The sequence below is a fragment of the Pleomorphomonas diazotrophica genome (genome assembly GCF_002844595.1).
In the GTDB taxonomy this organism is placed as follows: domain Bacteria; phylum Pseudomonadota; class Alphaproteobacteria; order Rhizobiales; family Pleomorphomonadaceae; genus Pleomorphomonas; species Pleomorphomonas diazotrophica.
In genome coordinates this window covers 162051-185666 of the sequence record NZ_PJNW01000016.1, presented here as the reverse complement: position 1 = coordinate 185666, position 23616 = coordinate 162051, and the positions used below count along the sequence as shown (strand labels likewise).

General features: G+C 65.4%; 23 protein-coding genes. 5 read left to right on the top strand and 18 right to left on the bottom strand.

Annotated elements, in window-relative coordinates:
• The first annotated feature begins 34 nt into the window (after nucleotides 1-34).
• On the top strand, nucleotides 35-1663 hold the full coding sequence (locus CXZ10_RS18570) for a histidine kinase N-terminal 7TM domain-containing diguanylate cyclase (protein ID WP_101290850.1): 1629 nt from the start codon (nucleotides 35-37) through the stop codon (nucleotides 1661-1663).
• A gap of 8 nt (nucleotides 1664-1671) precedes the next feature.
• Here CXZ10_RS18570 and xseA read toward each other — a convergent pair whose 3' ends face one another.
• The 6 genes from xseA to CXZ10_RS18540 all read right to left on the bottom strand — a co-directional run bounded on the left by xseA (nucleotide 1672) and on the right by CXZ10_RS18540 (nucleotide 6719).
• Complete coding sequence (gene xseA / locus CXZ10_RS18565; RefSeq protein ID WP_101290849.1) at nucleotides 1672-3156, bottom strand: exodeoxyribonuclease VII large subunit; 1485 nt, start codon at nucleotides 3154-3156, stop codon at nucleotides 1672-1674.
• Nucleotides 3157-3218: 62 nt separating this feature from the next.
• Nucleotides 3219-4607, bottom strand: coding sequence for a glutamate--cysteine ligase (locus tag CXZ10_RS18560; RefSeq protein WP_101290848.1), 1389 nt, complete (start codon nucleotides 4605-4607; stop codon nucleotides 3219-3221).
• Nucleotides 4608-4730: 123 nt separating this feature from the next.
• Nucleotides 4731-5474 (bottom strand): 16S rRNA (uracil(1498)-N(3))-methyltransferase, encoded by a 744-nt coding sequence (locus tag CXZ10_RS18555; protein WP_101290847.1) that lies wholly within the window; start codon nucleotides 5472-5474, stop codon nucleotides 4731-4733.
• A gap of 162 nt (nucleotides 5475-5636) precedes the next feature.
• Nucleotides 5637-5873 (bottom strand): glutathione S-transferase, encoded by a 237-nt coding sequence (locus CXZ10_RS18550; protein ID WP_101290846.1) that lies wholly within the window; start codon nucleotides 5871-5873, stop codon nucleotides 5637-5639.
• Entirely contained in the window at nucleotides 5870-6208 is a 339-nt protein-coding gene (locus CXZ10_RS18545; RefSeq protein WP_180336074.1) for a DUF1127 domain-containing protein, read from the bottom strand. Before CXZ10_RS18545 ends, CXZ10_RS18550 begins: the two co-directional genes overlap by 4 nt.
• A gap of 187 nt (nucleotides 6209-6395) precedes the next feature.
• Nucleotides 6396-6719 carry a YjiS-like domain-containing protein gene (locus tag CXZ10_RS18540; protein WP_101290844.1) on the bottom strand — a complete coding sequence of 108 codons (324 nt, stop codon included), beginning with the start codon at nucleotides 6717-6719 and terminating at the stop codon, nucleotides 6396-6398.
• A 273-nt stretch (nucleotides 6720-6992) separates the two neighbouring features.
• Here CXZ10_RS18540 and CXZ10_RS18535 point away from each other — a divergent pair, with 273 nt between their 5' ends.
• Complete coding sequence (locus tag CXZ10_RS18535; protein WP_101290843.1) at nucleotides 6993-7886, top strand: LysR substrate-binding domain-containing protein; 894 nt, start codon at nucleotides 6993-6995, stop codon at nucleotides 7884-7886.
• Between the two features lie 14 nt (nucleotides 7887-7900).
• On the opposite strand, the gene CXZ10_RS18530 is transcribed toward CXZ10_RS18535, so the two are convergent.
• From CXZ10_RS18530 to CXZ10_RS18515, 4 genes are read right to left on the bottom strand one after another with little or no spacing between them, the layout of a single operon-like run.
• Nucleotides 7901-8515, bottom strand: coding sequence for a LysE family translocator (locus tag CXZ10_RS18530; protein ID WP_101290842.1), 615 nt, complete (start codon nucleotides 8513-8515; stop codon nucleotides 7901-7903).
• 3 nt (nucleotides 8516-8518) lie between these two features.
• Nucleotides 8519-9193 carry a LutC/YkgG family protein gene (locus tag CXZ10_RS18525; RefSeq protein ID WP_342212724.1) on the bottom strand — a complete coding sequence of 225 codons (675 nt, stop codon included), beginning with the start codon at nucleotides 9191-9193 and terminating at the stop codon, nucleotides 8519-8521.
• Nucleotides 9190-10614 carry a LutB/LldF family L-lactate oxidation iron-sulfur protein gene (locus tag CXZ10_RS18520; RefSeq protein ID WP_101290840.1) on the bottom strand — a complete coding sequence of 475 codons (1425 nt, stop codon included), beginning with the start codon at nucleotides 10612-10614 and terminating at the stop codon, nucleotides 9190-9192. Before CXZ10_RS18520 ends, CXZ10_RS18525 begins: the two co-directional genes overlap by 4 nt.
• A complete protein-coding gene (locus tag CXZ10_RS18515; RefSeq protein WP_101290839.1) occupies nucleotides 10611-11378 on the bottom strand; it encodes a (Fe-S)-binding protein in 768 nt (255 codons plus the stop codon). The genes CXZ10_RS18520 and CXZ10_RS18515 overlap by 4 nt, the downstream gene beginning before the upstream one ends.
• A 317-nt stretch (nucleotides 11379-11695) precedes the next feature.
• On the opposite strand from CXZ10_RS18515, the gene CXZ10_RS18510 reads away from it, so the two are divergent.
• Nucleotides 11696-12028: a lysozyme inhibitor LprI family protein gene (locus CXZ10_RS18510; RefSeq protein WP_101290838.1), complete on the top strand. Its 333-nt coding sequence runs from the start codon at nucleotides 11696-11698 to the stop codon at nucleotides 12026-12028.
• A 7-nt stretch (nucleotides 12029-12035) separates the two neighbouring features.
• On the opposite strand, the gene CXZ10_RS18505 is transcribed toward CXZ10_RS18510, so the two are convergent.
• Both CXZ10_RS18505 and CXZ10_RS18500 read right to left on the bottom strand, forming a co-directional pair.
• A complete protein-coding gene (locus CXZ10_RS18505; RefSeq protein WP_244617204.1) occupies nucleotides 12036-12707 on the bottom strand; it encodes a L,D-transpeptidase in 672 nt (223 codons plus the stop codon).
• A 158-nt stretch (nucleotides 12708-12865) separates the two neighbouring features.
• The gene (locus CXZ10_RS18500) at nucleotides 12866-13573 is read right to left on the bottom strand and encodes a L,D-transpeptidase (RefSeq protein ID WP_101290837.1); all 708 of its coding nucleotides are present in this window, start codon (nucleotides 13571-13573) and stop codon (nucleotides 12866-12868) included.
• 305 nt (nucleotides 13574-13878) lie between these two features.
• On the opposite strand from CXZ10_RS18500, the gene CXZ10_RS18495 reads away from it, so the two are divergent.
• Entirely contained in the window at nucleotides 13879-14583 is a 705-nt protein-coding gene (locus tag CXZ10_RS18495; protein ID WP_101290836.1) for a protein phosphatase CheZ, read from the top strand.
• A gap of 118 nt (nucleotides 14584-14701) precedes the next feature.
• Entirely contained in the window at nucleotides 14702-15322 is a 621-nt protein-coding gene (locus CXZ10_RS18490; protein WP_101290835.1) for a DNA-3-methyladenine glycosylase I, read from the top strand.
• 39 nt (nucleotides 15323-15361) lie between these two features.
• Here CXZ10_RS18490 and hisG read toward each other — a convergent pair whose 3' ends face one another.
• The 6 genes from hisG to groL form a co-directional block, all read right to left on the bottom strand.
• Nucleotides 15362-16354 carry an ATP phosphoribosyltransferase gene (gene hisG / locus CXZ10_RS18485; protein ID WP_101290834.1) on the bottom strand — a complete coding sequence of 331 codons (993 nt, stop codon included), beginning with the start codon at nucleotides 16352-16354 and terminating at the stop codon, nucleotides 15362-15364.
• Complete coding sequence (locus CXZ10_RS18480; RefSeq protein ID WP_180336073.1) at nucleotides 16351-17487, bottom strand: ATP phosphoribosyltransferase regulatory subunit; 1137 nt, start codon at nucleotides 17485-17487, stop codon at nucleotides 16351-16353. Before CXZ10_RS18480 ends, hisG begins: the two co-directional genes overlap by 4 nt.
• Entirely contained in the window at nucleotides 17484-18977 is a 1494-nt protein-coding gene (hisS, locus tag CXZ10_RS18475) for a histidine--tRNA ligase (protein ID WP_101290832.1), read from the bottom strand. The genes CXZ10_RS18480 and hisS overlap by 4 nt, the downstream gene beginning before the upstream one ends.
• A 157-nt stretch (nucleotides 18978-19134) precedes the next feature.
• Nucleotides 19135-19551 carry a DoxX family protein gene (locus CXZ10_RS18470; RefSeq protein WP_101290831.1) on the bottom strand — a complete coding sequence of 139 codons (417 nt, stop codon included), beginning with the start codon at nucleotides 19549-19551 and terminating at the stop codon, nucleotides 19135-19137.
• A 169-nt stretch (nucleotides 19552-19720) separates the two neighbouring features.
• On the bottom strand, nucleotides 19721-21526 hold the full coding sequence (locus CXZ10_RS18465) for an ABC transporter ATP-binding protein/permease (protein WP_101290830.1): 1806 nt from the start codon (nucleotides 21524-21526) through the stop codon (nucleotides 19721-19723).
• Nucleotides 21527-21969: 443 nt separating this feature from the next.
• Complete coding sequence (groL, locus tag CXZ10_RS18460) at nucleotides 21970-23601, bottom strand: chaperonin GroEL (protein ID WP_101290829.1); 1632 nt, start codon at nucleotides 23599-23601, stop codon at nucleotides 21970-21972.
• Nucleotides 23602-23616 lie beyond the last annotated feature (15 nt).

The following is a 23616-nucleotide window of genomic DNA, read 5'->3' as shown; positions in this document are numbered from 1 at the left end:
ATTTTCTGTAATCGATTTCTGCGGAGCCCTTCACGTGCAGCCCGCCGCCGTCATTTTGACTCTCGTCGTGGTCGGGACGGCTGCGACCACCTGGCATACGCTGCGTATCGGTAGCTTCCCGGGGCGCACCGATTATCTCATGTTGATGGCATCGGGCTGCTGGTGGGCCATCTGCGCCATTCTCGACGTCAGCTCCGACGCGCCGGCACTCAAGCTGTTCTACTCCGAGCTCGCCTGGTACGGCATCATCACCACCCCGATCTCCTGGATGCTGTTCATGAGCGCCTATGTGCGGGGAGCCGACCTGCCGAGCGCCTCGCTCTACACCGGCCTGTCGGTCGCGGCCGGCCTCGCGATGCTGGCGATCGCTACCACCAACGACCTGCATCACCTCGTCTATGTTGCGGTGACACCCGATCCGACGCCGGCCTACCCGCACCAGCTCCACTACGAGCACGGTTCTGTCTTCTTCGCGGCGATGATCGCCATCTATTTCTTCATGGCGCTGACGGCGATCCGGACCCTTTGGGCGGCCATTCACGCCCCGCCGGTACATCGCGCCCAGTTCGCCGGCCTTCTCCTCTCGGCCATGGTGCCCTGGGCGGCCAATGCCGCCTATAACTTCGCCGGCGTGCGCATCCTCGGCTTCGATCCGACGCCGCTTGCCTATGTCGTGGTGCCGGTAATCTACAGCTTCCTGGTTAGCCGCAACCAGTTCCTGTCGCTGGCGCCTGTCGCCCTTGGCGCGGTGTTTTCCGCTCATCCCGATGGCATTCTGGTGGTGTCGGGAAACGGCCTGGTCGCCGAGGCCAATGCGGCGATGCGTGCGATCTTTGACGGCAAGCCGCTTGTCGGCAAACCGTTCTCCAGCCTTGGCACCAGCTTTGGACCGGCCGATGGGGCCAGCCTGTTCGATGGCAACAATCAGGTTCGGCGCTGGCGACGGGATGGCCGTATCTACGAAGTGCGCACCGTCGCCGTCGACGCGGCGCGCCAGTCCGAGAGCGTTGCTTACGTACTGCGTGACATCACCGATTATCTTCGTGCCCAGGAAAGCCTGCAAATCTCGACCCGGCTGATGGAGGAGCGCCTCGAAGCCAACCTGCGCCTGCAGGAACAGTTGCACGACATGGCGCACCGCGACAGCCTGACCGGCCTCAACAACCGGCGCATTCTCGAGACGATCTCCGATCGGTTGATCGACAACGCCGACGCCGTCGGGCGATCGCTGGTGGCCGTTTCGCTCGATCTCGATCACTTCAAGCGGCTCAACGACACCTTCGGCCATAAAGCCGGCGACGACGCGCTGGTGGCGATGGCCGGCGTCCTCACCCGCTCGCTGCGCCCCGGCGAAGTGGCCGTGCGCATGGGCGGTGAGGAGTTCCTGGTCCTGATGCCGCATGCCGACATCGAGGAGGCGCGCGCCCGCGCCGAGGCCTGGCGGGCGGTCATCCGGTCCCAGCCGGTGGCGACCAGCCTGGGAGCCGCCGAGATCACCTTCTCGGCCGGCATTTCTGCCTATCCGGAAACAGCCGCCTCGTTCGAGCAGATGCTGCAGCAGGCCGACAAGGCGGTCTATGCCGCCAAGCGGGCCGGGCGCAACCGCGTCGTCGTCGCCCGCCAGCCGGGCGAAGCCGCGGACGGACGGATGCGTTCCGCCTGAGGTTCCGTTCAGAAGAGGTTGCCCTGGTCCTCGGGGCCGGGTTTCGTCTTCGGCCGGCGCGGCAGCGATTTCGCCTCGATTGCCGTCGGCGCCTCATCGCCCACCCGGCCGCGCACCCGGCCGTCGGCGAACTCGATCTCGATCGATGCGCCGGCCGCGAGCCCGCCGGCGCGGAACACCGGTTTCCCCTCATCGTCGCGCACCAGCGCATAGCCACGCCGCAGCGTCGCCATGTGGTTGACTGCGTCGAACACCGAAGTCACCTGGTCGAGGCGCGCCCGCCGGCGGGCGATCAGCTCGGCCACCGCGCGGCCGCCGCGTGCCGACAGCACCGACAGCCGCTCGGCGAGCTGTGCCTGTGTCCGGAGAAGGCTTGCCGGCGTCAGGCGGGCGGTGACGCGCTCGAACTGCCGGGCGTGCAGGGTCGTGTTGGCGGTGAGCGCCTTGGGCAGGGCGTTGGCGGCGGCGTCGAAGCGCTGGCGCGGCAGTGCAAGGATGTCCGAGGCGCGAGGCAGGGCGCGCGCGGCGGCGATGAGCCGCGTCCGCCGCAGATCGACCGCCCTGAGGCTGGCACCGGTGAGCCGGCGGCCGAGATCGTCCACCCGGTCCATCAGTTCGCGCCGCACCGGCACCACCATCTCGGCGGCGCCGGTCGGTGTCGGCGCCCGCACGTCGGCCGCAAGGTCGATCAGCGTCCAGTCGGTTTCGTGGCCGACGGCGGAGACCAGGGGTATGTCGCTTGCTGCGGCGGCGCGCACCACCACCTCGTCATTGAACCCCCAAAGGTCTTCAAGGCTGCCGCCGCCGCGCGCCACGATGATGACATCGGGGCGCGGAATGCGGCCTCCCTCGGGCAGCGCGTTGAAGCCGGCGATACCTGCCGCCACCTCGGAGCCGCAGCTCTCGCCCTGCACCTTCACCGGCCACACCAGCACATGCACCGGAAAGCGGTCGGCGAGGCGGTGCAGGATGTCGCGGATGACGGCTCCGGTCGGCGAGGTGACGACGCCGACGACGCGCGGCAGGTAGGGCAGGAGCTGCTTCCGTCCGGGGTCGAACAGGCCTTCGGCACCGAGCTTGCGCTTGCGCTCTTCGAGAAGCGCCATCAGCGCGCCGGCCCCGGCCGGCTCCAGGGCGTCGATGACGATCTGATATTTGGACGAGTTAGGGTAGGTCGTGAGCTTGCCGGTGGCAATCACCTCCATGCCTTCCTCGGGCTTGAAGCGCAGCTTGCCGAGAACGCCGCGCCAGACCACGGCCTCCATGCGCGCGCCTTCATCCTTGAGGGCGAAATAGGCGTGCCCCGAGGAATGCGGCCCGCGATAGCCGGAAATCTCGCCGCGCACGCGCACGAAGCCGAACTGGTCTTCGATGCTGCGCTTGAGCGCGAAGGAGATTTCCGAAACCGTGTATTCGGCGGCGTTGGAAGTGGGGTCGGTCACCGATGGTTGTCCGGCAGGGTTGGGCGAGCCGCGCGCGGCGACTCGATTCATGACTGGCGATGATGGCGGCCGGTAGCCGGGACGTCAAACGTTCCCGGCGTTCAGAATCCGCGTCAGAGGCAGCCGAGGTCGCCCATCGGCTGCATGTCGAGCGCGCAGAAGATGCCGTCGAGATTGTCGCCGAACTTCTCCAGCAGCACCTCGGCTTCGGTCTTGCCGCGGTCGAGGATGATGTCGAGTGGCCTCAGATACTGCGTCTCGTCCTGGCCGCAGCGGTTGAGCCGGGCGCGCCGGGCAAGGCCGGCCCGCGACAGTGCCACCACCTCGCGGCCGATGTCGCGCACCGTCCGTCCGCCGATCTCCGCCCGGAGGGCCAGTGTCGGCACGTCGTCGCGCAAGCGTTGCCGCTCCTCCGCGCTCCATCCCTTGATCAGGTCCCAGGCGGCGTCGAGGGATGCCTGATCGTAGAGAAGGCCCACCCAGAAGGCCGGCAGCGCCAGGATGTGATCGGTCGAGCCGGAATCGGCGCCGCGCATTTCGAGATAGCGCTTCATGCGCACCTCCGGGAACAGCGTGCCCAGGTGATTGTCCCAGTCGCCGATGGTTGGCTCCACGCCGGGCAGCCGGTTGCGGAACGCTCCGGCCAGGAACTGGCGGAAGGTGATGTCGGTGGCCCGGTGGTAGGTGTCGCCGCGCTTGATGAAATACATGGGAACGTCGAGCGCCCACTCGACATAGCGCTCGAAGCCGAAGCCCTCCTCGAACACGAAGGGAATCATGCCGGCTCGCGCATTGTCGGTATCGCGCCAGATCTCGGACCGCTCCGACAGGCGGCCGGTCGCCCGGCCGTTGAGATAGGGCGAGTTGGCGAATAGCGCCGTGGCGATCGGCTGCAGGGCGATCGACACCTGCATCTTGCGGCGCATGTCGGCCTCGGAGGCGAAGTCGAGGTTTACCTGAACCGTGGCGGTGCGGAACATCATGTCGAGGCCGCGCGTGCCGACCGTCGGCATGTAGTCCGACATGATGGCGTAGCGCGATTTCGGCATCACCGGCGTCTCGGGCAACGTCCAGATTGGGCTGGCGCCGAGCGCCAGGAAGCCGATCTTGAGCGGTGTCGCGATCTCCAGCACCTGCATCATGTGCGCCTGCAGCTCGGTGGCCGTCTGGTGCAGGTTGGAAAGAGGCGCGCCGCTCAGCTCGAACTGGCCGCCCGGTTCGAGGCTGATGGCGCCGCCCTGCGTGGGATCCAGCAGGCCGATCGGCCGACCGTGATCGGCAATCGGCTCCCAGCCGAGCAGACCTTCCATGCCCTCGAGCAACTGGCGGATGCCGCCTGACCCCTCATAGGGGACCGGCGCATGACTGAACTTGCGAAAGCCGACCTTCTCGTGCTCGGTGCCGATCCGCCAGCGCTCCCTGGGTTTGCAGCCGCCGGCGATCCGCTCGACGAGATCGGCGGTGGACGAGATCGGCGTGGTGTCGGACGTGTCGCGCGCCATGAAGAGGCTCCCTCGGATAGGGCGGCAACCTAGCCGCCCGCCGCCGTTTGTTCAATTGTCGCCAAGCAGGCGGCAGGAAAGCTTTTGTGCCTCGCCTTGGCTGGGGCGTGTCAGGAGCCGGCCCTACCAGTCGCCGAGGGTGGCCTGGATGACGGCCAGCGCCGCCACCGCCGCCGTATCGGCCCTCAGAATGCGCGGGCCGAGCGGGATCGTCGTGACGAAGGGCAGGGCGCGCAGGGTTCGCCGCTCGTCCTCGGAGAACCCGCCTTCCGGCCCGATCAATATTGCGAGAGGTCCGCGCGGCAAAGAGGAAAGGGTCGCGAGCGGGTTGGTCGTCTCCTCGCCCTCGTCGCAAAAGATCAGCCGGCGGAGCGGCTCGTCCCGCTCGAAGCGACTGAGCACCCGATCCAGCTTTTCCTCATCTTCGACGGCCGGCACATGCAGGACGCCGCATTGCTCGGCCGCCTCGATCACGTTGGCCCGCATCCTCTCGATGTTCACCCGGCTCGCCTGGGTGTGCTGCGTCAGTACCGGGCGCATGCGGCCGACGCCCATCTCCACCGCCTTCTGCACCATATAGTCCAGCCGGGCATGCTTCAGCGGCGCAAAGAGATAGAGAAGGTCGGGGGCAGGGGGCTGCGGCCGGCTTGGCCGGAGGTCGACGAGTTCGGCCGACCTGCGGCCGGCAAGCCCGATCCGACCGCGCCATTCGCCGTTCCGGCCATCGAACACCAGCACGTCGTCGCCGTCCTTGAGGCGCAGAACATTGAGCAGATAGTTGCTTTGGTCGCGGTCAAAAGACAGCGACGCGCCGTCGAGCGGCGTTGCGACAAAGACGCGCGGCGTGCGGAAATCGGAATGGGCCATGAGCACGCCAATAGCATGCCCCGACGGGGCAAAAAAAGAGGCGGCGCCTTGCGACGCCGCCAGGTGATCCGGCAGGGGGCCGGGATGGGAAGGGTCCGGAAGGGAGGCGGGTCCGGACCCTGGATGAGGCGCATCGGGGTGGAGAGGCGCCTCTGCAGGAAATCAGGCCGCTTCGAGCTCCTTCTGCCGCTTCTTGAGCGGCATCGAATAGCGAACCTCAGGTGGCGGCTGGATCGCCGTCTCGAAGGCCAGCATGGCGGCCAGGAAGGTGTCGCGCGCCTGACGGTCAGCGAAGCCGACCACCTTGCCCTTGTAATAGGTCAGGGCATCGGGGCTGACGGGACGGCGGGTGATCGGGCAGAGATCGTTGACGCAGTCTTCCAGTCTGGGTGCGATCATTCTTCCCTCCCCCTGACCAAGGGCGTGAAATCCACGCTCTCCGTGCGATGCAGCACAACGCTGGCCATATTCACCGAATTGCCGCGAGCGATGGCGGCGAGCCTGAGCGACGGGTCGGCGTGAAGCGGACCGTCGAGGGCTGCGCGTACGTCGGATCGGCTGAGGCCGATATCGGCCAGCTCGTGATCGGTGAAGTCGCAGAGTTGTTTGGCCATCCAGCGATTGACCATAATCTTCGCAACAAGCCCCGTGCGCTCGGCAGCGGCGCGCACCAGCGTGGTGAACGTCGTGACGAAAGCGGCGGCGAAAGTGCTGGACGCGAAGGTCGTGGACATGATCGGCTCCATCAAGGGGCTTGGATGGGTTTGCGCATTGCGCGTTGGGTCAGGGGTTGAGGGTTAGGGGTGGAGGCGGCAACGGGGCTTCACCTGGAAGCCCCGTTCAGATTTCGTTTACTTCTTCATAAGTCCGGCGAATGTTTTCCTGCGGACTTATCCGCATCTCTTATGAAACACGTACGTGTTAGTCACGAAGCGCTGCGGCGGCCTCAAGGGCCTGCTCACGTTCGGCGCGGCGGGCCTCGGCACGGCGGGCAGCCAGCGTGAGGCTCGGCTTGCGATTGATCGGCACGAGCAGGGCGCCTTCGACATCGGCGTGCGAAATGCCCATGTCCTTCAGGGCATGCGCGTCGAACTCAAGCAGCTGCATGGTTTGCCGGCGGTCGATTTCCGCGGCAATCAGCGCGCCGAGACGGCGGAACAACGTGCCTACGAGACGCATCGCCTCGTGAACGGGGCGAAGGGAGGAGACGCGGCGCGAGGACGCATGATCGAGGATCAGGGTCATTCTCTTGGCTCCTGCGAGCTTGTCCTACCAAGAGGGCAGAACATGGCAGCATTGCGTATCTGAGGTAGGAACGCCGCTGCGGTGTTTCGATAGTGGATTTATCTCATGGGGCTATCAATCAGTCCAACGCATGTTTTTGATGCTTTTCATGACGGAAGTTGATATCACTCTCTTGAAGCCATGAGATCACGCGGGGCGATGGGACGCCACCCGAAAACCGAAGGGGTTTCCCTTATTCGCCCGCCGATCGGTCATTCATCAGGATTGTTGAAGATGAACGTTCTCGACCTTGATCAACTCAGGACCTTCGTCGCCATTGCCGAGGTGGGGTCGTTCACGGCCGCCGCCGACGTCGTTCACAAGACGCAGTCGGCCGTGTCCATGCAGATGCGTCGCCTCGAGGACCGAGTCGGCAAGCCCATCTTCTCCCGCGATGGTCGCCAGAGCCGGCTCACCGAGGATGGTCGCCGTCTTCTTGAATATGCGCGCCGTCTCATCCGTCTCAATGACGAGACGCTGTCCGCCTTCGAGGATCCCGGCCTGACCGGCTCGGTGCGCCTCGGCATTCCCGACGATTACGCCGACCGTTTGCTGCCACCGGTGTTGGCCGGCTTCTCGCGCATCAATCCCATGATCGAGATCACCGTCGAGTGCCAGCGCTCGGTCACCGTCTCCGACATGATCCGCGATGGCCGGCTCGACCTCGGCATCATCAATCATGGCTATTACGGCTCGCTGCGCGGCGAGGTGATCCGGCGCGAGCCGCTGTTCTGGGTCGGCTCGCGCGATCACAGCGTGCATGAACTCGATCCGGTGCCGCTGGCCCTCGGCCCGGACGATTGCTGCTGGCGCGCCAATGTCGTCCGCGCCCTCGACCGCGAGGGGCGCCGCTTCCGCGTGGCCTATATCTCCAGCGCGGCGCTGGCCCTGTCGGGCGCGGTGCTGGCCGGCCTCGCCGTGTCGGTGCTGCCGGAAAGCGCCCTCAAGGCCAACATGCGTATTCTTGGCCTGCGCGAGGGCTTCCCCGAGCTCGAGCCGGCCGAGATTGGCCTCCTGCGCGCCGAGCACGCCAAGAGCCCCATCCACGATGCGTTGGCCAAGCACATCGTCACCTCGCTCGGCAACCTCGGCGCTGGCGAGCAGATGGTCAACCTCGCGGCAGAGTAATCGGGAAGAGCCGTTTACCGGGCCACCACCGCAGCCGCCGCGCCGGCCATCATGGCGCCGGCGGTGCGGTTGAGGCGTCGCATCGCCCGGGGGCTCCGGAAGAACTCGCGCGCGCCGGCGGCAGCTGCCGCGTAGACCACGCCGACGGCTGTCAGCGTCACGATGGAAACGCCGATCAGCTCCAGGTAGCCGGTGAGCGTGATGCTCTCGATCGGCATCAGCGAGGGCAGGAGAGCCATGTAGAAGACAATGGTCTTCGGATTGCCCAGCGTCAGCGTGAAGCCGCCCAACACCGTGCGCCAGGCGCTTTCGGAGCGCACCTTCGCCGCCACCTCGGCCGGGTCGGCGCGCGAGGTCCAGAGCTTGTAGGCCAGATAGAGAAGATAGGCGGCGCCGACGTAACGGATCACCAGGAAGGCAAGGTTGAACTCCTGCGCCAGGGACGCGAGGCCGAAGATGGCGAGCGTCAGATAGAACAGGTCGCCGAAGACGATGCCGATGATGAAGGTCATGCCGGCCCGGAAGCCGCCCCCGAGCGCCCGCGCCACCACGGCCGTCATGCCGGGACCTGGAGAGGCCGCCGCCACGGCGAGAGCGCCGGTATAGAAGACGAGCGTCAGGATCGGCATCGGTTACCCCACCACCAGGATGTGAAGGCTGCGCGGACCATGGGCACCGAGCAGCAGCGTTTCCTCGATGTCGGCCGACCGCGACGGGCCGGTGATAAAGTTGACGGTGCGCGGCATGGCCCCGGCGCCGAAGCGCCGGCGAAGGTTGGTCCACACCGTCTCATAGTCGCCGGCAATCGTCGAGGCGTCGACGGCCACGATATGGTGATCCGGCAGGAAGTTCAGTGTGGTCGGATTGTCCTGCCCGGAGGTCAGCACGACCGTGCCCGTCTCGGCGACGCCGGAATCGGCATAGCTGAGCCCGGCAAGGTCCTTGCCGTCGCTCGGGCCTACGGTCACCGCGAGCTGTGCCTCCCGCCCCCATGGCAAGCCGGCGAGACGCGGGTCGCTGCCATGCCGGATCGCCTGCGGCAGATTGCGCGTGCGAAGGTAGTCGGCGACGGCGGCCGGGATGTCGTCGCGTTTGTCGAGGCGAGCGACGCTGGCGAACACGTCGCCCGCCTTGCGGACGAACAGCTCAACCCTCTCGGCGTCCGGCAGTTGTCCGCGCGCCGGCACGACATTGACGGGCGTCTCGACAAGACGGTGGCGAGCGGCGGCGAGCCGGGTGGCGTCGGTCCCAGACACGTCGAGCGATCGGCGGATGCGCCCGAGTATGGCATCACGGCTCGACATCATGTCCTCCCCCGCTTGGCCCATTCGGTGCGGAAGGTGCCGCCTTCCGGCGCCGGCAGGTCACGCCAGCGCGTCCAGCCGCCGGCAAGCGGCGCTTGGCGAAGCGCGCCGTTTCGCCTAGCAAGGCGCATGAGGCCCCAGGCGCCGAGGCGCGTTACCAGTCCATAAAGACGCGGCCGCACGGCCAGAAAGCGCCAGGCTGCGAGACCGAAGCGAGCGGTCTTTGGCGTGAGATGCCGCTCGAACTCTTTCTCCCGCCAGTGTCGCAGCATTTTCGGCAAGGGAATGCGCATGGGACAGACGCTCTCGCAGCGGCCGCACAGCGTCGAGGCATTGGCGAGATGGGCCGATTTCTCGAGCCCCTGCAGCGATGGTGTCAACACCGAACCCATCGGTCCCGGATAGACCGAGCCATAGGCGTGACCGCCGATCGAACGGTAGACCGGGCAGTGGTTGATGCAGGCGCCGCAGCGGATGCAGCGCAGCATGTCCTCGAACTCGCTGCCGAGCATGGCCGAGCGGCCGTTGTCGAGCAGCACCACATGGAAGGCCTCCGGGCCGTCCGGATCGCCGGCCCGGCGAGGACCGGTGGAGAACGTGGTATAGACCCCCATCTCCTGCCCGGTGGCAGAGCGGGCGAGGAGCCGCATGATGGTGGCAACGTCCTCGAGCGTCGGCACCACCTTCTCGATCGAGGCGAGCACGATATGGGTTTTCGGCAGGATCTGCGTGAGGTCGCCGTTGCCCTCATTGGTGACAATCACCGCCGAGCCGGTTTCAGCCACCAGGAAGTTGGCGCCGGTGATGCCGACATCGGCCGCGAGAAAACGCTCGCGCAGCACGCCACGCGCCTCGGCGAGCAGCGACGTCGGCTCGTCGAGGTTGCGTGCAGGGTCGAGGTCGGCATGCGCCCGTCGGAAGTCGGCGGCTACCTGCTCCTTGTTGACGTGCACGGCCGGCGCAATGATGTGGCTCGGCGTCTCGCCCCGGAGCTGAATGATGTACTCGCCGAGATCGGTTTCCACCGGGGTGATGCCGTTCTCCTGAAGGAAGGCGTTGAGGCCGACCTCCTCGGTGATCATCGACTTGCCCTTGGTCACCCGGCGGGCGCCGGCTGACTGGCAGATGTCGAGGATGATGCGGCTGGCCTCGGCCGCATCGGCCGCCCAGTGAACGAAGCCGCCAGCCTCCACCACCTTCTTCTCGAAAGCCTCCAGGTAGAGGTCGAGATGCTTGAGGGTGTGGGCCTTGATGTCGCGCCCGGCGTCGCGCAGCGCCTCGAACTCCGGCAGTGCATCGACAGCGCGACGACGGCCGCTGACCAGCGTTTCCTCGATATGGGCGATGGCCTTCAGCAAAGGCGGATTGGCCAGCGCCGCCTGGGCGTTCTTCGGAAAGGACAGGGACGTGAGGCCGCCGCTCATTTTCTTGCCTCCCCGATGGACGGTCCCGAGGTCATGCCGGCCAGGACCTCGGCGACATGGCGGACCTCGACCCGGGAGCCCTCGCGCTTGAGCTTGCCGGCGATGTTGAGCAGGCAGCCGAGATCGCCCGACAGCAGCAGGTCGGCGCCGGTTGCCCTGACATCGGCGACCTTGCGCTCGACGATGGCGTTGGAAATCTCGTCATACTTGACGCAGAAGGCACCGCCGAAACCGCAGCAGGCTTCGGGATCGCGCATTTCCTTCACGGCAAGACCATCGACCGCCGACAGCAACTGGCGCGGCTGTTCCTTGATGCCGAGTTCCCTGAGGCCGGAACAGGAATCGTGGTATGTCGCCGTGCCCTCCCAGGTCACGGGCAGCGGGGAGATGTGAAGCACGTCGACCAGGAACGACGTGAGTTCGTGGGTCTTGGCGGCGAGCCGCTCGGCACGGAGCCGCCAGTTGGGCTCACCAGAGAACAAGCTCGGATAATGCGTCGTGATCATGCCCGCGCAAGAACCGGACGGGATCACCACATGGTCGAAATCTTCAAAGAGGGCAATCACCTGTTCGGCCAGGCTTCGCGCGCCTGCCCGGTCGCCGGAGTTATAGGCGGGCTGGCCGCAGCAGGTCTGCGCGGCCGGCACGGAGACCTCGCAGCCGGCATCTTCGAGCAGTTTGACGGCCGAAAAGCCGACGGTTGGGCGGAAAAAGTCTACGAGACAGGTCACGAACAGCCCGACCCGCGGTTTCGGCGTCGTCATGATGGTCCATTCTATTTATTTCGCGGCCAAGGTGATACGCGCAACGATCGATCTTCGCAATCGGAGAACGGCAATCGCGAACCAGCTTTGCCACCTGACACAAGGAAACTGCGCTCGGCTATCAAAAGCCCGCTTTCGCCCCCAAAAACGTCGCCTTTACAGTATCCTTTAGGGGTGGCGATTGTCCCGATTGCACCTAAGGCGACCATGGACGGACAGCGGGATCATGCGCTAATCTTTTGGAAACTGGCGTGGCGCTGCCGAGCGAGTGAACGGCTCTCCACTCGGCAGCGATCGCTCGACGAAAGGGAACTGGCATGAGCGGGTTGGTGGCAGGTTCGGGCATTGTCGCCATCGTCCTCATGGCGATGCTGGCGTTGCCGGCCAAGGCGGCGCAGCCCAGCTTCGATTGCGACGGTGCGAGGTCGGAGGTGGAGAAGATGATCTGCGGCGATGACGCGCTCGCCGATCTCGATCTGCGCCTTGCGCGCGATTTCGCGCAGGCCCTGGCGCGGGCCAGCGCAGATCAGGTTCCCGACCTCAGGGCGTCACAACGCGCTTGGCGAACGCAAATGCTGAAATGCGCCCGAACCGGCGATCCAAGAGGCTGCGTGCTCGAAGCCTACACGAGGAGGATCGCCGAGTTCTGAGCGGTCCTCAGCGCACCACCACGCGCGTGCCGACCTTGACGCGTTCGTAGAGGTCCATCACATCGGCGTTCGCCATGCGGATGCAGCCCGACGAGGCATTGGTGCCGATACTCTTCGGATCGAACGTGCCGTGGATGCGGAACAGCGTGTCCTTGGGGCCGTCATAAAGATAGAGCGCCCGGGCGCCGAGCGGGTTGCCGATCTGCCCTTCCATCATCTCCGGAATGATATGGCCGCGGGCTGCCTCGCGAGCGATCATTTCCTTGGGTGGGAACCAGCGCGGCCACTTCTGTCGGCTGCCGACTTCCACCGTGCCCTTCCAGGCAAAACCCTCGCGGCCGACACCCACGCCGTAACGAAGTGCCTTGCCGCCTTCCTCGACGAGGTAGAGGTGCTTCTCGCTGGTGTCGATGATCACCGTGCCCGGCGCTTCCTCGGTGGGAAAATCGATCTCGACGCGCCGGAACGGTTCGGGAGGCAACTGGTCGCCGACCAGACCGAGGTCGCGCGGATCGTCGGCGGTGTCATCGGGCAGATAGGACAGCGTCTTGACGGGAGTCTCGACGACGGGAGCCTTCGGAGGCTCCACGGGTTTCGAGGAAACACAAGCGGAGAGGGCAAGGCCGGCAGCGAACGCCAGCATCAGCGAACGCGCCGGAATGGCGGACGGTTTGACCATGGACTGACCTGAAGATGGGGCGCCGCAGACGGCGCAACAGAAGCGAATCACGACAATTCCGGAACCTAGAGGGCGGCGCTCTCGGCTGTCGAGATCGCCGCCCTCCAAAAGGGTACGCATCGCCCGGGTTCGAGGAAAAAAGGCCAAAGGTGAGGCGGCTACAACACGATCACGCGGGTGCCAACCTTGACCCGTTCGTAGAGGTCGGTCACGTCCTCGTTGCGCATGCGGATGCAGCCCGACGACACGGCATGCCCGATGGTCCACGGTTCGGCGGTTCCGTGGATGCGATAGAGCGTCGAACCGAGATACATGGCGCGCGCTCCAAGGGGATTCTTGGGGCCGCCAGGCATCATGACCGGCAGACCGGGCTGCCGCCGGCGCATCTCGATCGGCGGATGCCAATCGGGCCATTCGGCCTTGCGCGTGACGCGATGCTCGCCCGCCCAGGTGAAGCCCGGACGGCCGACGCCGACGCCGTAGCGGCGCGCCGTGCCCCCGGCCTCGACGAGGTAGAGGAAGCGATTGACGGTGTCGATGACGATGGAGCCTGGTGCGCCGGGGCCGTCATAGGCAACCTCTTGCGGCAGGAACTCCGGCGCCAGTGGTAGCGACCGCGGATCGATCTTGCGCGCCGTCCTCGCCTCCGCTTCCGGAGGCGCCGACCAGGCGCGTGGGCTGCGTGCCTGGGGCATGGCGTAGATCGGCACGTTACCGGGCTGAAGCTGCATCACCCAGGGGTCGGTGAGATTGGGCGACAACACGATCGGCGGCGGTGCGAGATAGCGGCCTGCCTGGGCGAAGGCCGAACCCGTCGCAACCGCGACGACGGCAATCCCGGCGAGGAACAAGGCGGTAGTTCTCATCGGTGGGACCTCGGTTGCTCAATAGCTGTGCGGACGGCGGCGTTGCTGGCCGCGTGCCGAAAAGAGGCTAGGGACCGGCGGTCTAGGAATGGTGAACGAGATGCAACCTATTTCCATTCAAGTCGACCGATCTGCCGCCATGGTTAAGAAACAGTAGCGAGAGCTCACCCAACTATCTGAAACTCTATGGGAAATTTTGTGTCGGACTGGTTCGGGAATACACGTTGTTAACCGCCCGACCCTAGAATTGGCTCATTGAGCGGCGTCGCCTGACTGGCGACCTTTTCTTCCGCGAGGGGTGAAATATGGCGTTGGCTCGCAAGGCTTATCGTATCGAAGCTATGCTTGGCGTCGGCGCAGGACCTGAGCCGGCAGGTGATCTTCGTACCGACACGATCCTTCACGAGCTCAACGAGATCAAGAAGCTGGTCAAACCGCATCAGGAGATCAGCAAGGACATCATCGCCGACTATCAGAAGCAGTTCACCGAAGCCTACAAGCTGAAGACCGAGATGGAGACCATCCAGGAAGCGATCTCCCGCACCAAGCAGGAAATAGCCAGTCTTCATGTCTCCGGTTTCAAGGGCGAGGACATGAGCCGCGTCACGGACGAGCTCGACGCCGTGGTGGCGGGTACCGAGCACGCCACCGAAAGCATCTTGGCGGCGGTGGAAAAGATCGATGAGGATGCCAACAACCTGGTTGCCCATCTCAAGGGCGAGCAAGAGGAAATGGCGGCCGACATCCAGGAGCGCGTTCTGGCCATCTACGAGGCCTGCAACTTCCAGGATCTCACCGGACAACGCATTACTAAGGTGGTGAACGTCCTTCGCTTCATCGAGGACCGCGTCAACCGCATGATGGAAATCTGGGGCGGCATGGAAGCTTTCAACTCGATCGAGGCCGACGAATCGCTGCGTCGCGTTGGCGATGCCGCGCTTCTCAATGGTCCGGCGCTGCCGACCGCCGATCGTGCGACACAGGACGACATCGACGCGCTGTTCGCCTGAGACGCTATCCAGAAACGATGGTAGGGCGGCCCGAACACGGCCGCCTTTTTTGCTGCTGCCAGTTCACGGCGGCAAGCACCGCTACGGTCGGCTCGGCTTAATTGTCGAGGGCAGCTGCATGGACGGCATCATCACGGGCGAAGACGGCATCAGGCGCTGTTTCTGGGCGGGCACCGACCCGCTTTATCGTCGCTATCACGATGTGGAATGGGGCAGGCCGGTCGCCAACGACACGCGCCTCTTCGAGAAGCTCTGCCTCGAGGGCTTTCAGTCCGGTCTTGCCTGGATCACCATCCTCAGGAAACGCGAGAACTTCCGCGCCGCCTTCGCCGGCTTCGACATTCCGACCGTCGCCGCCTTCACTGATGCCGACGTCGAGAGGTTGGTGGGTGACGCCGGCATCGTGCGCCATCGCGGCAAGATCGTCTCGACCATCAACAACGCCCGGCGCGCGCTCGAGTTACAGGCCGAGGCCGGTTCGCTCGCTGCCTTCATCTGGCGTTTCGAGCCGGATCCGGCAAGCCGGCCGGCCATCTTCACGATGAAGGACATTCAGCCGAAGACGGCGGAATCGACAGCGCTTTCCAAGGAGCTGCGCAAGCGTGGCTGGAGCTTCGTCGGGCCCACCACGGTCTACGCCTTCATGCAGGCCATGGGCCTCGTCAACGACCATCTCGAAGGCTGCGACATCCGCGATGTCGTCGAGACCGAGCGCGCCGCCTTCGTCCGGCCGACGTAACCGGCGGCGTCGCGAGACGAGGCCCGCGCCGACCGCCTGTCAGGCCAACCTGGCTTCCAGCTTCTCATAGAGCGCGTTCTTCGCCTCGAAGACATATTCGACCGAGGAGACGACCGCCGTCGTGGCGCCACGGGCGATCAACGCCTCGGCTTCGGCCTGGGCGCGGGCTTTCGGCGCCAGGAGGCTCAGCCCCTCATCGTGCAAGGAGAGCAGCGTCAGGTCGGCGCGCGCGCGGAGTTCTTCGGGCAGCACCGACGATGGCTGCATCACCGCGTCGATGCGTCGGACCGACCGCGCCCGGTCGTCGGCGGCGATGCGGGTGAGCATTCCCCGACAGGCGGCACGGGCGGCGTCCGTCCAGCGGGCGGAGAGCGAGGCGGCAAGCGCCGCTTCCGAGCGCATGATGATGCCATCGTCGACGATCTTGAGACCGTTCTCGACCAGCGTCTGCCCGGTCGACGTGATGTCGACGATCAGTTCGGCGGTGCCGGCGGCCGGCGCGCCCTCGGTGGCGCCAGGGCTCTCGACGATCAGGTAGTCGTGGACGCCATGCGCGTTGAGGAAGCGGCGCGTCAGCGCGACATATTTGGTGGCGACACGCATCGGCCGGTAGTGCTTGAGGCGGAAGCGCGCAGCGACGTCGGCAAGGTCGGCCATGGTCTGCACGTCGAGCCAGGCCTGCGGCACGGCCACGACCACGTCGGCACGGCCGAAGCCGAGCCGCGTCACGATATGGGCGGGGTAGGGCGCTTCCTCGGCAACGACGCGGGCGCCGTCATCGCCGCCCAGCGTCTCGTGAAGCAAGTCGATGCCGGTCACAGCGAGATGCACGTTGCCGGCGCCGATCTCTCGGGCGATCTCCGAGGCCGAGCGGAACTGCACCTCGACGCCCTTCAGTCCGTCGATGGTGCCGAAATAGTCACGGGCGCCGCGCGCCTGCCGGATCGGCAGCCCCGCGCGCTCGAAGAAGGCGAGGGTCTGCTCCTGCAGCCGCCCCTTGGATGGCACGGCGACGATCAGCGGTTCGGTCATGTCGCCCTCCGGAAACGCTCTGGCCAGACGGCGAAGCCGACCGCCTTGACCGCATCGGCGGCCTTGAAATGGCGGACGAGGCCGTCATAGCGGCCGCCGCCGCTCACCTGTCCCACCTCGACACGGGTCGCGTCATGAATGTCGAACACGAAGCCGTCGTAGTAGCCGAGGCGACGGCCGAAGCCGGCGGCGTAATGCAGCGTCGTGAGATCGACGCCGAGCGCGGCGATGGCCGCGACGCGCGCCTTGAAGCGGTCGACGGCGGCACGGAACGGCGCGCGGTCGCCGATGCGGCCCGACAGGGCCTCGAGGCGAAGGACGCCGTCGGCGATGGTGAGGTCGCCGCCGTTCTCGTCCTGCATCGACATGAACTCGGCGATCGCCGCGATGGTCTCGGCCGGTACGCCGTCGGAGGCGGCGAGCATGGCCTGTTCCAGGACGCGTTCGGCGATTTCGCCGGTGGTGCGACCGCCAACCGTCTTGACGCCGGCGATCGACAGGATGTCGGCGAAGAGCTGCCCGACCTTCTCGGCCGGAAAGGCGGACAATGCCTCGATGATCTCGGCATGGGCCGCAAAGCTGGGGAAGCCGAAGCGGCGCTGCTCAAGACGCGCCAGGGTGTCGGCAATCTTGTCCGGTTCGCCGAAGAGGGCGGTGAGGCGCGCGCGCCAGGCCGGCGGGATGTCGAGCGCGGCGAGCAGCGCCGAGAACAGCGCCACGTCGCCGACGATGATGCGCTGCCGGGTGGCGCCACAGGCCGCGGTGATGGCCACGGCATGGGCGAGCGCGCTGGCGTCGGTGGCGACAGGGTCGTGATCGCCGAGAATTTCGCCGCCCACCTGCCACACCTCGTCCGCCTCGCCGGGACGGCCGTTGCGGAAGACGCGTCCCGAGTAGCAGAAGCGGCCGCCGGCCGGCTCGGCTGCCAGCATGGTGCGCACGACGGGGATGGTGAACTCGGGGCGCAGGCACCAGTCATGACCGTTGTTGGACGACGTCACGAAGATGCGGCGCCGGAACTCCTCGCCGGAGATGCGAACGAAGTCCTCCATCGGCAGGAGGACCGGCACGTCGACGACAGCAAAACCGGCCGACTTGAAGCTGTCGAGGGCGATCTGGATGGCGTCGGTCATGCCGCGCCCCCCGCCGCTTCGACGATCGTCCTCACCTCGGCGATCAGGTCGGCGCGGGCGACTTCCTTCTGGGCCGGGCGCGAGGCGCGCCATTCGGCGTTGTCGGAGATGCCCGCCGACAGTTCCTTGCCGAGAGCAAGGTCCTTGATCTGCACGATGCCCGCCTCGCGCTCGTTGGAGCCTTCGATGATCACGCAAGGAGCATTGCGGCGGTCGGCATATTTCATCTGCGCCTTCATGCCGGAGGCGCCGAGATACATTTCCGCGGCGATGCCGGCAGCGCGCAGCTCGGCCACCATCTTCTGGTAGCCGGCCAGCGCCTCAGGCGTCTTGTCCATGACGAGCACGCAGACGGGACCGTTCACCTTTTCGACACCGACCTTGCCGAGCGTCCTGAGCGCCGCCATCAGGCGGGAGACGCCGATGGAGAAACCAGTGGCCGGTACCGGCTCCTTCAGGAAGCGGCCAACCAGGCCGTCGTAGCGGCCGCCGCCACCCACCGAACCGAAGCGCACGGGACGACCGTCATCGCCGGTCACCTCGAAGGTGAGTTCCGCCTCGAAGACCGGGCCTGTATAGTATTCGAGGCCGCGCACCACCGACGGATCGATCTTCACCCGGTCGGCGTAGCCTGCCGCATCGACGAGGCTGGCGATCAGCTTCAGTTCTTCGACGCCCTCGCTGCCGCGGACGCTGCCGGTCACCAGCTTGCCGAGATTGGCGACGGTCTCGGCGGCACTATTGGCGCCGCTGGCCACGAAGGCGAGCACCACGTCGGCAGCCTCGGGGGGGAGGCCGGCGCCCTTGGTGAAGTCGCCGGACTTTTCTTCCGGATTCTCCCAGCGGCCGGCGCCTAGGAGATCGCGCACGCCGGACGGACCGATCTTGTCGAGCTTGTCGATGGCGCGCAGCACGGTGAGGCGTGTGCCAGCCTTGTCGTCGCCGGCAAGGCCGATCACTTCCATCACACCGTCGAGCACCTTGCGGTTGTTGACGCGGACGACGAACTGCCCCTTGAGGCCCAGCGCCTCCATGCTGTCGGCCATCATCATGCAGATCTCGGCGTCGGCGGCGACCGATGGGGCGCCGACCGTGTCGGCATCGAACTGCATGAACTGGCGGAAGCGCCCGGGACCGGGCTTCTCGTTGCGGAACACCCAACCGTTGCGATAGCTGCGATAGGGTTTCGGCAGCTTCTCATGGTTCTCGGCATAGAAACGGGCGAGCGGCGCGGTGAGGTCGTAGCGCAGCGACAGCCACTGCTCGTCGTCGTCCTGGAAGGAGAACACGCCCTCGTTCGGCCGGTCCTGATCGGGCAGGAACTTGCCGAGCGCGTCGGTATACTCGATGAGCGGCGTCTCCACCGGCTCGAAGCCGTAGATTTCATAGGTATGTCGGATGGTCTCGATCATGGCCTCGGTCGCCTTGAGTTCGGCGGGGGTACGATCGACGAGACCGCGCGGCAGGCGCGCCTTGAGATAATCCGACATCAGTCCTGTGCCCTGGAATAGCGGCCCTAATCGGCCAAAACGCGCGAAAACCCGCGAGCGGGGCGCGCGGGTTTCCAAGTAATCGATAAGCGGGGAAAGGGCAAGGCGAACCGGCCGTTCCGCGGCTGTCGCCCGCCCTTTCGGTTGTGTTGTCCGATCAGGCCTTGCCGAGCTTGGCGTCGACCGACAGCGCGCCGGCGCCGGCGCCGACAAGCGCAAGGAAACCACCGGCAATGGTGACGTTCTTCATGAAGGACAGCCAGTTCATCATGTCCATCATTTCCTGGCCGGCGGTGCCGGTGATCGCCTTGTAGTGGAAGAGATAGCCGGAGACGACGCAGAAGCCGGCCAGCAGGAAGGCGGCGATCCGCGTCTGGAAGCCGACCAGCACGGCAAGGCCGGCGCCGAGCTCGGTCAGGATGACCAGCGGCAGCAGGATGGACGGCACGCCCATGGCGTCCATGTAGCCGGCGGTCCCGGCGTAGCCGGTGATCTTGCCCCAGCCCGAGGTGATGAAGATGATGGAGAGAAGGATACGTCCGGCGAGCAGAGCCGGGGCCTTGATGCTGTCCATGTCGAAAACTCCGCAATCGAGAAAGGCGGCATCGCCTGACGCCGTTGCTGTCCGTATAGCTACGCAGGTGGCGCGGGCATAGACATGAAAAGAGCGACGCATTGTTCCCGTCAAGGAAACAATGCGTCGCTTCGTTCCGCTTCACGTTCGGAAAATGCGACTCGGTCGGTCAGCCAATGGGAACGGGTGCTGCAGCGCCAAGGATCGAGGGGCCACCCTCCTGCTTTCGCAGCTCCACGAACTCGTCATGCAGGCCCTTGAGCGAGGAGCGGTGACCAATGGAGATGATGGCCGCCTTCGGTAGCCGCTCGCGCAGCAACCGGTAGAGAGACGCTTCCGACGCTTCGTCCAACGACGCGGTTGCTTCGTCGAGAAGAAGGAAATCGGGCTCGGCCAGGATGGCGCGGGCGATGGCAACGCGCTGCTGTTCACCGCCGGAGAGGCGGGAGGCGAGGTTGGGACCTTCGGACAGATCATCGAGACGGTTGGCAAAGGCACCAAGCCCAACGGCGGCGAGTACGTCCCTCACCTTGGCGTCGTCCTGCATCTCGGCGGGATTCGGATAGGCGAGCGCCTCGCGCAGTGTGCCGAGCGGCAGATAGGCGGTCTGCGGCAGCACCATGACGCGAGCATCCTCAGGGATGCTGAGGTCACCGCTGCCGAACGGCCAGATACCGGCGAGCGCCCGGAACACTGACGTCTTGCCGGCCCCGGACGGACCGGAGATCAGCACGGCCTTGCCTCGTTCAAAGGCGGCGTTGTCCAGGCGGACCAGCGGCCGGCCGTCCGGCAGGGAAACGACGGCTCCGTCGGCCGTGATCGCGTCGCCGCGGCTTGGCTTCAAGGCCACGCCTGGCCGGGAGGCGCTGGCCTCGGCCTCGGACATCGCCCGCTCGAAGGTGGTGAGGCGATCCAGCACGGCCTTCCAGTTGGCGATGGTGTCGTAGAGGGAGACGAAGATCGAGAAGTTGTTCTGGACCTTGTCGAAGGCCTGGGAGGCCTGCATCATCACGCCGAGCTGCATGGTCGAGCCGGCCGCGAAATAGGCCGGCGCCAGCATCACGAGCGGAAAGATGACCGACAGGTTCCCATAGAAGTTCGTGACGATGTTGAGGTTCCGCGTGACGTCCATGATCTCATAGAAGTTGTCCTTCAGCCGCTCGAAGGCACTCTTGAAGACCCGTTTCTCCGGCTCCTCGCCTTTCAGCAGGGCCACTTCTTCGGCGTTCTCGCGGAGACGCATCATGGCGAAGCGGAAGTCGGCTTCCACATGCTGCTGGCGGAAGCGCAAGGTTATGAGCTTCCGGCCGGTCACATGCGTAAAGTAGGTGCCGATGATCGAGTAGAGGGCGGCCGCCCAGACGAGATAGCCGGGAATGCTGGCCAGATTGAAGCCACCGATCGAATAGGGGAAGTCGGCGGAAATCGCCCACAGCACCATGGTGAACGCAAAGAGCGTCAGGACGGTGTTGAAGATCTGGACAAAGATGGTCAGCGTGTACGTGATAAAGTCGCGGATGTCCTCGGCGATACGCTGGTCGGGGTTGTCGGTGCCGCTGGCCACCTGTGAAAGCCGATAATAGTTGGCGTTGCTCATCCAGCGATTGACGAAGTGCTCCGTCATCCAGTCCCGCCAGCGGATGCGCAGCCAGTTGGTGAGATACACCTCGATCACGAAAGAGGCGATCAGCGGCGCGACGATCACGCACCAAAGCACGAGCTGCGCCGAGAAGGCCGGACCGTTGCGGTCCTGCATCGCCGTATAGAAGGTGTTGTACCAGCTGTTGAACCAGACGTTGAGGTAGACCTGGGCGACGTTGAGCCCCAGGATCAGCCCTAGGAAGCCAAGCCCGATCCAGCGCTCCTGCATGCGGATCTTGAACCATCGGAAGACGAGTTCGCCTTGTCGCTTCTCCTTGAAGTAGGGAACGGCAAGACGCCAGGCCAATGCGAGCGTCGCAAGCAGTGCTTTCATCAGGTGCCCTCAGGAACGGCCGATATATGGTAATGAACTGATGCAGAATCCCGCGGCGGACACAACGAAATTCGTTGTCCCCGATAAGGACCTTGCCGATTTCTTGATGAGACAGCACGTCCCGATCGCGGCGACATTGCGGCGGACGAGATGAAGCTTTTGTAAGATGCGGCTGTTGGCGAACAAAAGGAAAGGGCGCCGCTTTCGCGACGCCCCATTTCCCGTCTTAGCTTTTATGAACCTTCAGATCTTCTAGACCAGAAATCCATGCCGCCCGTTCAAGTCGGCTGTTGCCGACTTGAACCACCTTTCGTGATGGGCGGCCTTTATGGACTTTCAGATCTTTTAGATCAGAAGTCCATGCCGCCCGTTCAAGTCGGCTGTTGCCGACTTGAACCACCTTTCGTGATGGGCGGCCTTTACGGACTTTCAGATCTTCTAGATCAGAAGTCCATGCCGCCCATGCCGCCGCCCGGCATGGCAGGCGCCACGTCCTTCTTCGGCAGCTCGGCGACCATGGCCTCGGTGGTGACCAGCAGGCCGGCGACCGAAGCGGCGTCCTGCAGAGCCGTACGCACGACCTTGGTCGGGTCGATGATGCCGGCCTGGATCATGTCGACATAGGTCTCGTTCTGGGCGTCGAAGCCGAAGGTCTCACCCTGCTCCAGCACCTTGGAAACGACGACCGAGCCTTCGACGCCGGCGTTGACGGCGATCTGGCGGATCGGCGCCTCAAGGGCGGCGAGGACGATCTTGATGCCGCGCTCGATGTCGAGGTTGTCCGACTTCAGCTTGGCAACGGCGGCCTTGGCGCGCAGGAGAGCGGTACCACCGCCCGGGACGATGCCGGCTTCGACGGCAGCGCGGGTGGCGTTCAGCGCGTCGTCGACGCGGTCCTTCTTCTCCTTGACTTCGACTTCGGTCGAGCCGCCGACGCGGATGACGGCAACGCCACCGGCGAGCTTGGCCAGACGCTCCTGCAGCTTCTCGCGGTCGTAGTCCGAGGTGGTCTCCTCGATCTGCGCCTTGATCTGGGCAACGCGGGCCTCGATGTCGGCCTTGGCGCCAGCGCCGTCGACGATCGTGGTGTTCTCCTTGGAGATCGACACGCGCTTGGCATGGCCGAGCATGGCGAGCGTGACGTTCTCGAGCTTGATGCCGAGGTCTTCCGAGATCACCTGGCCACCGGTCAGGATGGCGATGTCCTCGAGCATGGCCTTGCGACGATCACCGAAGCCCGGCGCCTTGACGGCGGCGATCTTCAGGCCGCCACGCAGCTTGTTGACGACGAGCGTGGCGAGAGCCTCACCCTCGACGTCCTCGGCGACGATCAGCAGCGGGCGCGACGACTGGACGACGGCCTCGAGCACCGGCAGCAGGGCCTGCAGGTTGGAGAGCTTCTTCTCGTGGATGAGGATGTAGGGGTCGTCGAGCTCGGCGACCATCTTCTCGGCATTGGTCACGAAATAGGGGCTGAGATAGCCACGGTCGAACTGCATGCCTTCGACGACCTCGAGCTCGGTCTCGGCGGTCTTGGCTTCCTCGACGGTGATGACGCCCTCGTTGCCGACCTTCTGCATCGCGTCAGCGATCATCTGGCCGATTTCGGTCTCGCCGTTGGCAGAGATCGTGCCGACCTGGGCGACTTCGGCCGAGGTGGAGATCTTCTTCGAGCGGGCGTTCAGGTCCTTGACGGCCTCGGCGACGGCGAGGTCGATGCCGCGCTTCAGGTCCATCGGGTTCATGCCGGCGGCAACTGCCTTGGCGCCCTCACGGACGATGGCCTGGGCGAGAACGGTGGCAGTGGTGGTGCCGTCGCCGGCCTTGTCGTTGGTCTTGGACGCGACTTCGCGGACCATCTGGGCGCCCATGTTCTCGAACTTGTCGGCAAGCTCGATTTCCTTGGCGACCGACACGCCGTCCTTGGTGATGCGCGGAGCGCCGAAGGACTTTTCGATCACGACGTTGCGGCCCTTGGGACCCAGCGTGACCTTGACGGCATCGGCGAGGATGTCGACGCCGCGCAGCATCTTCTCGCGGGCGTCGGAGCTGAATTTGACTTCCTTGGCAGCCATGGGATTCTTCCTTGA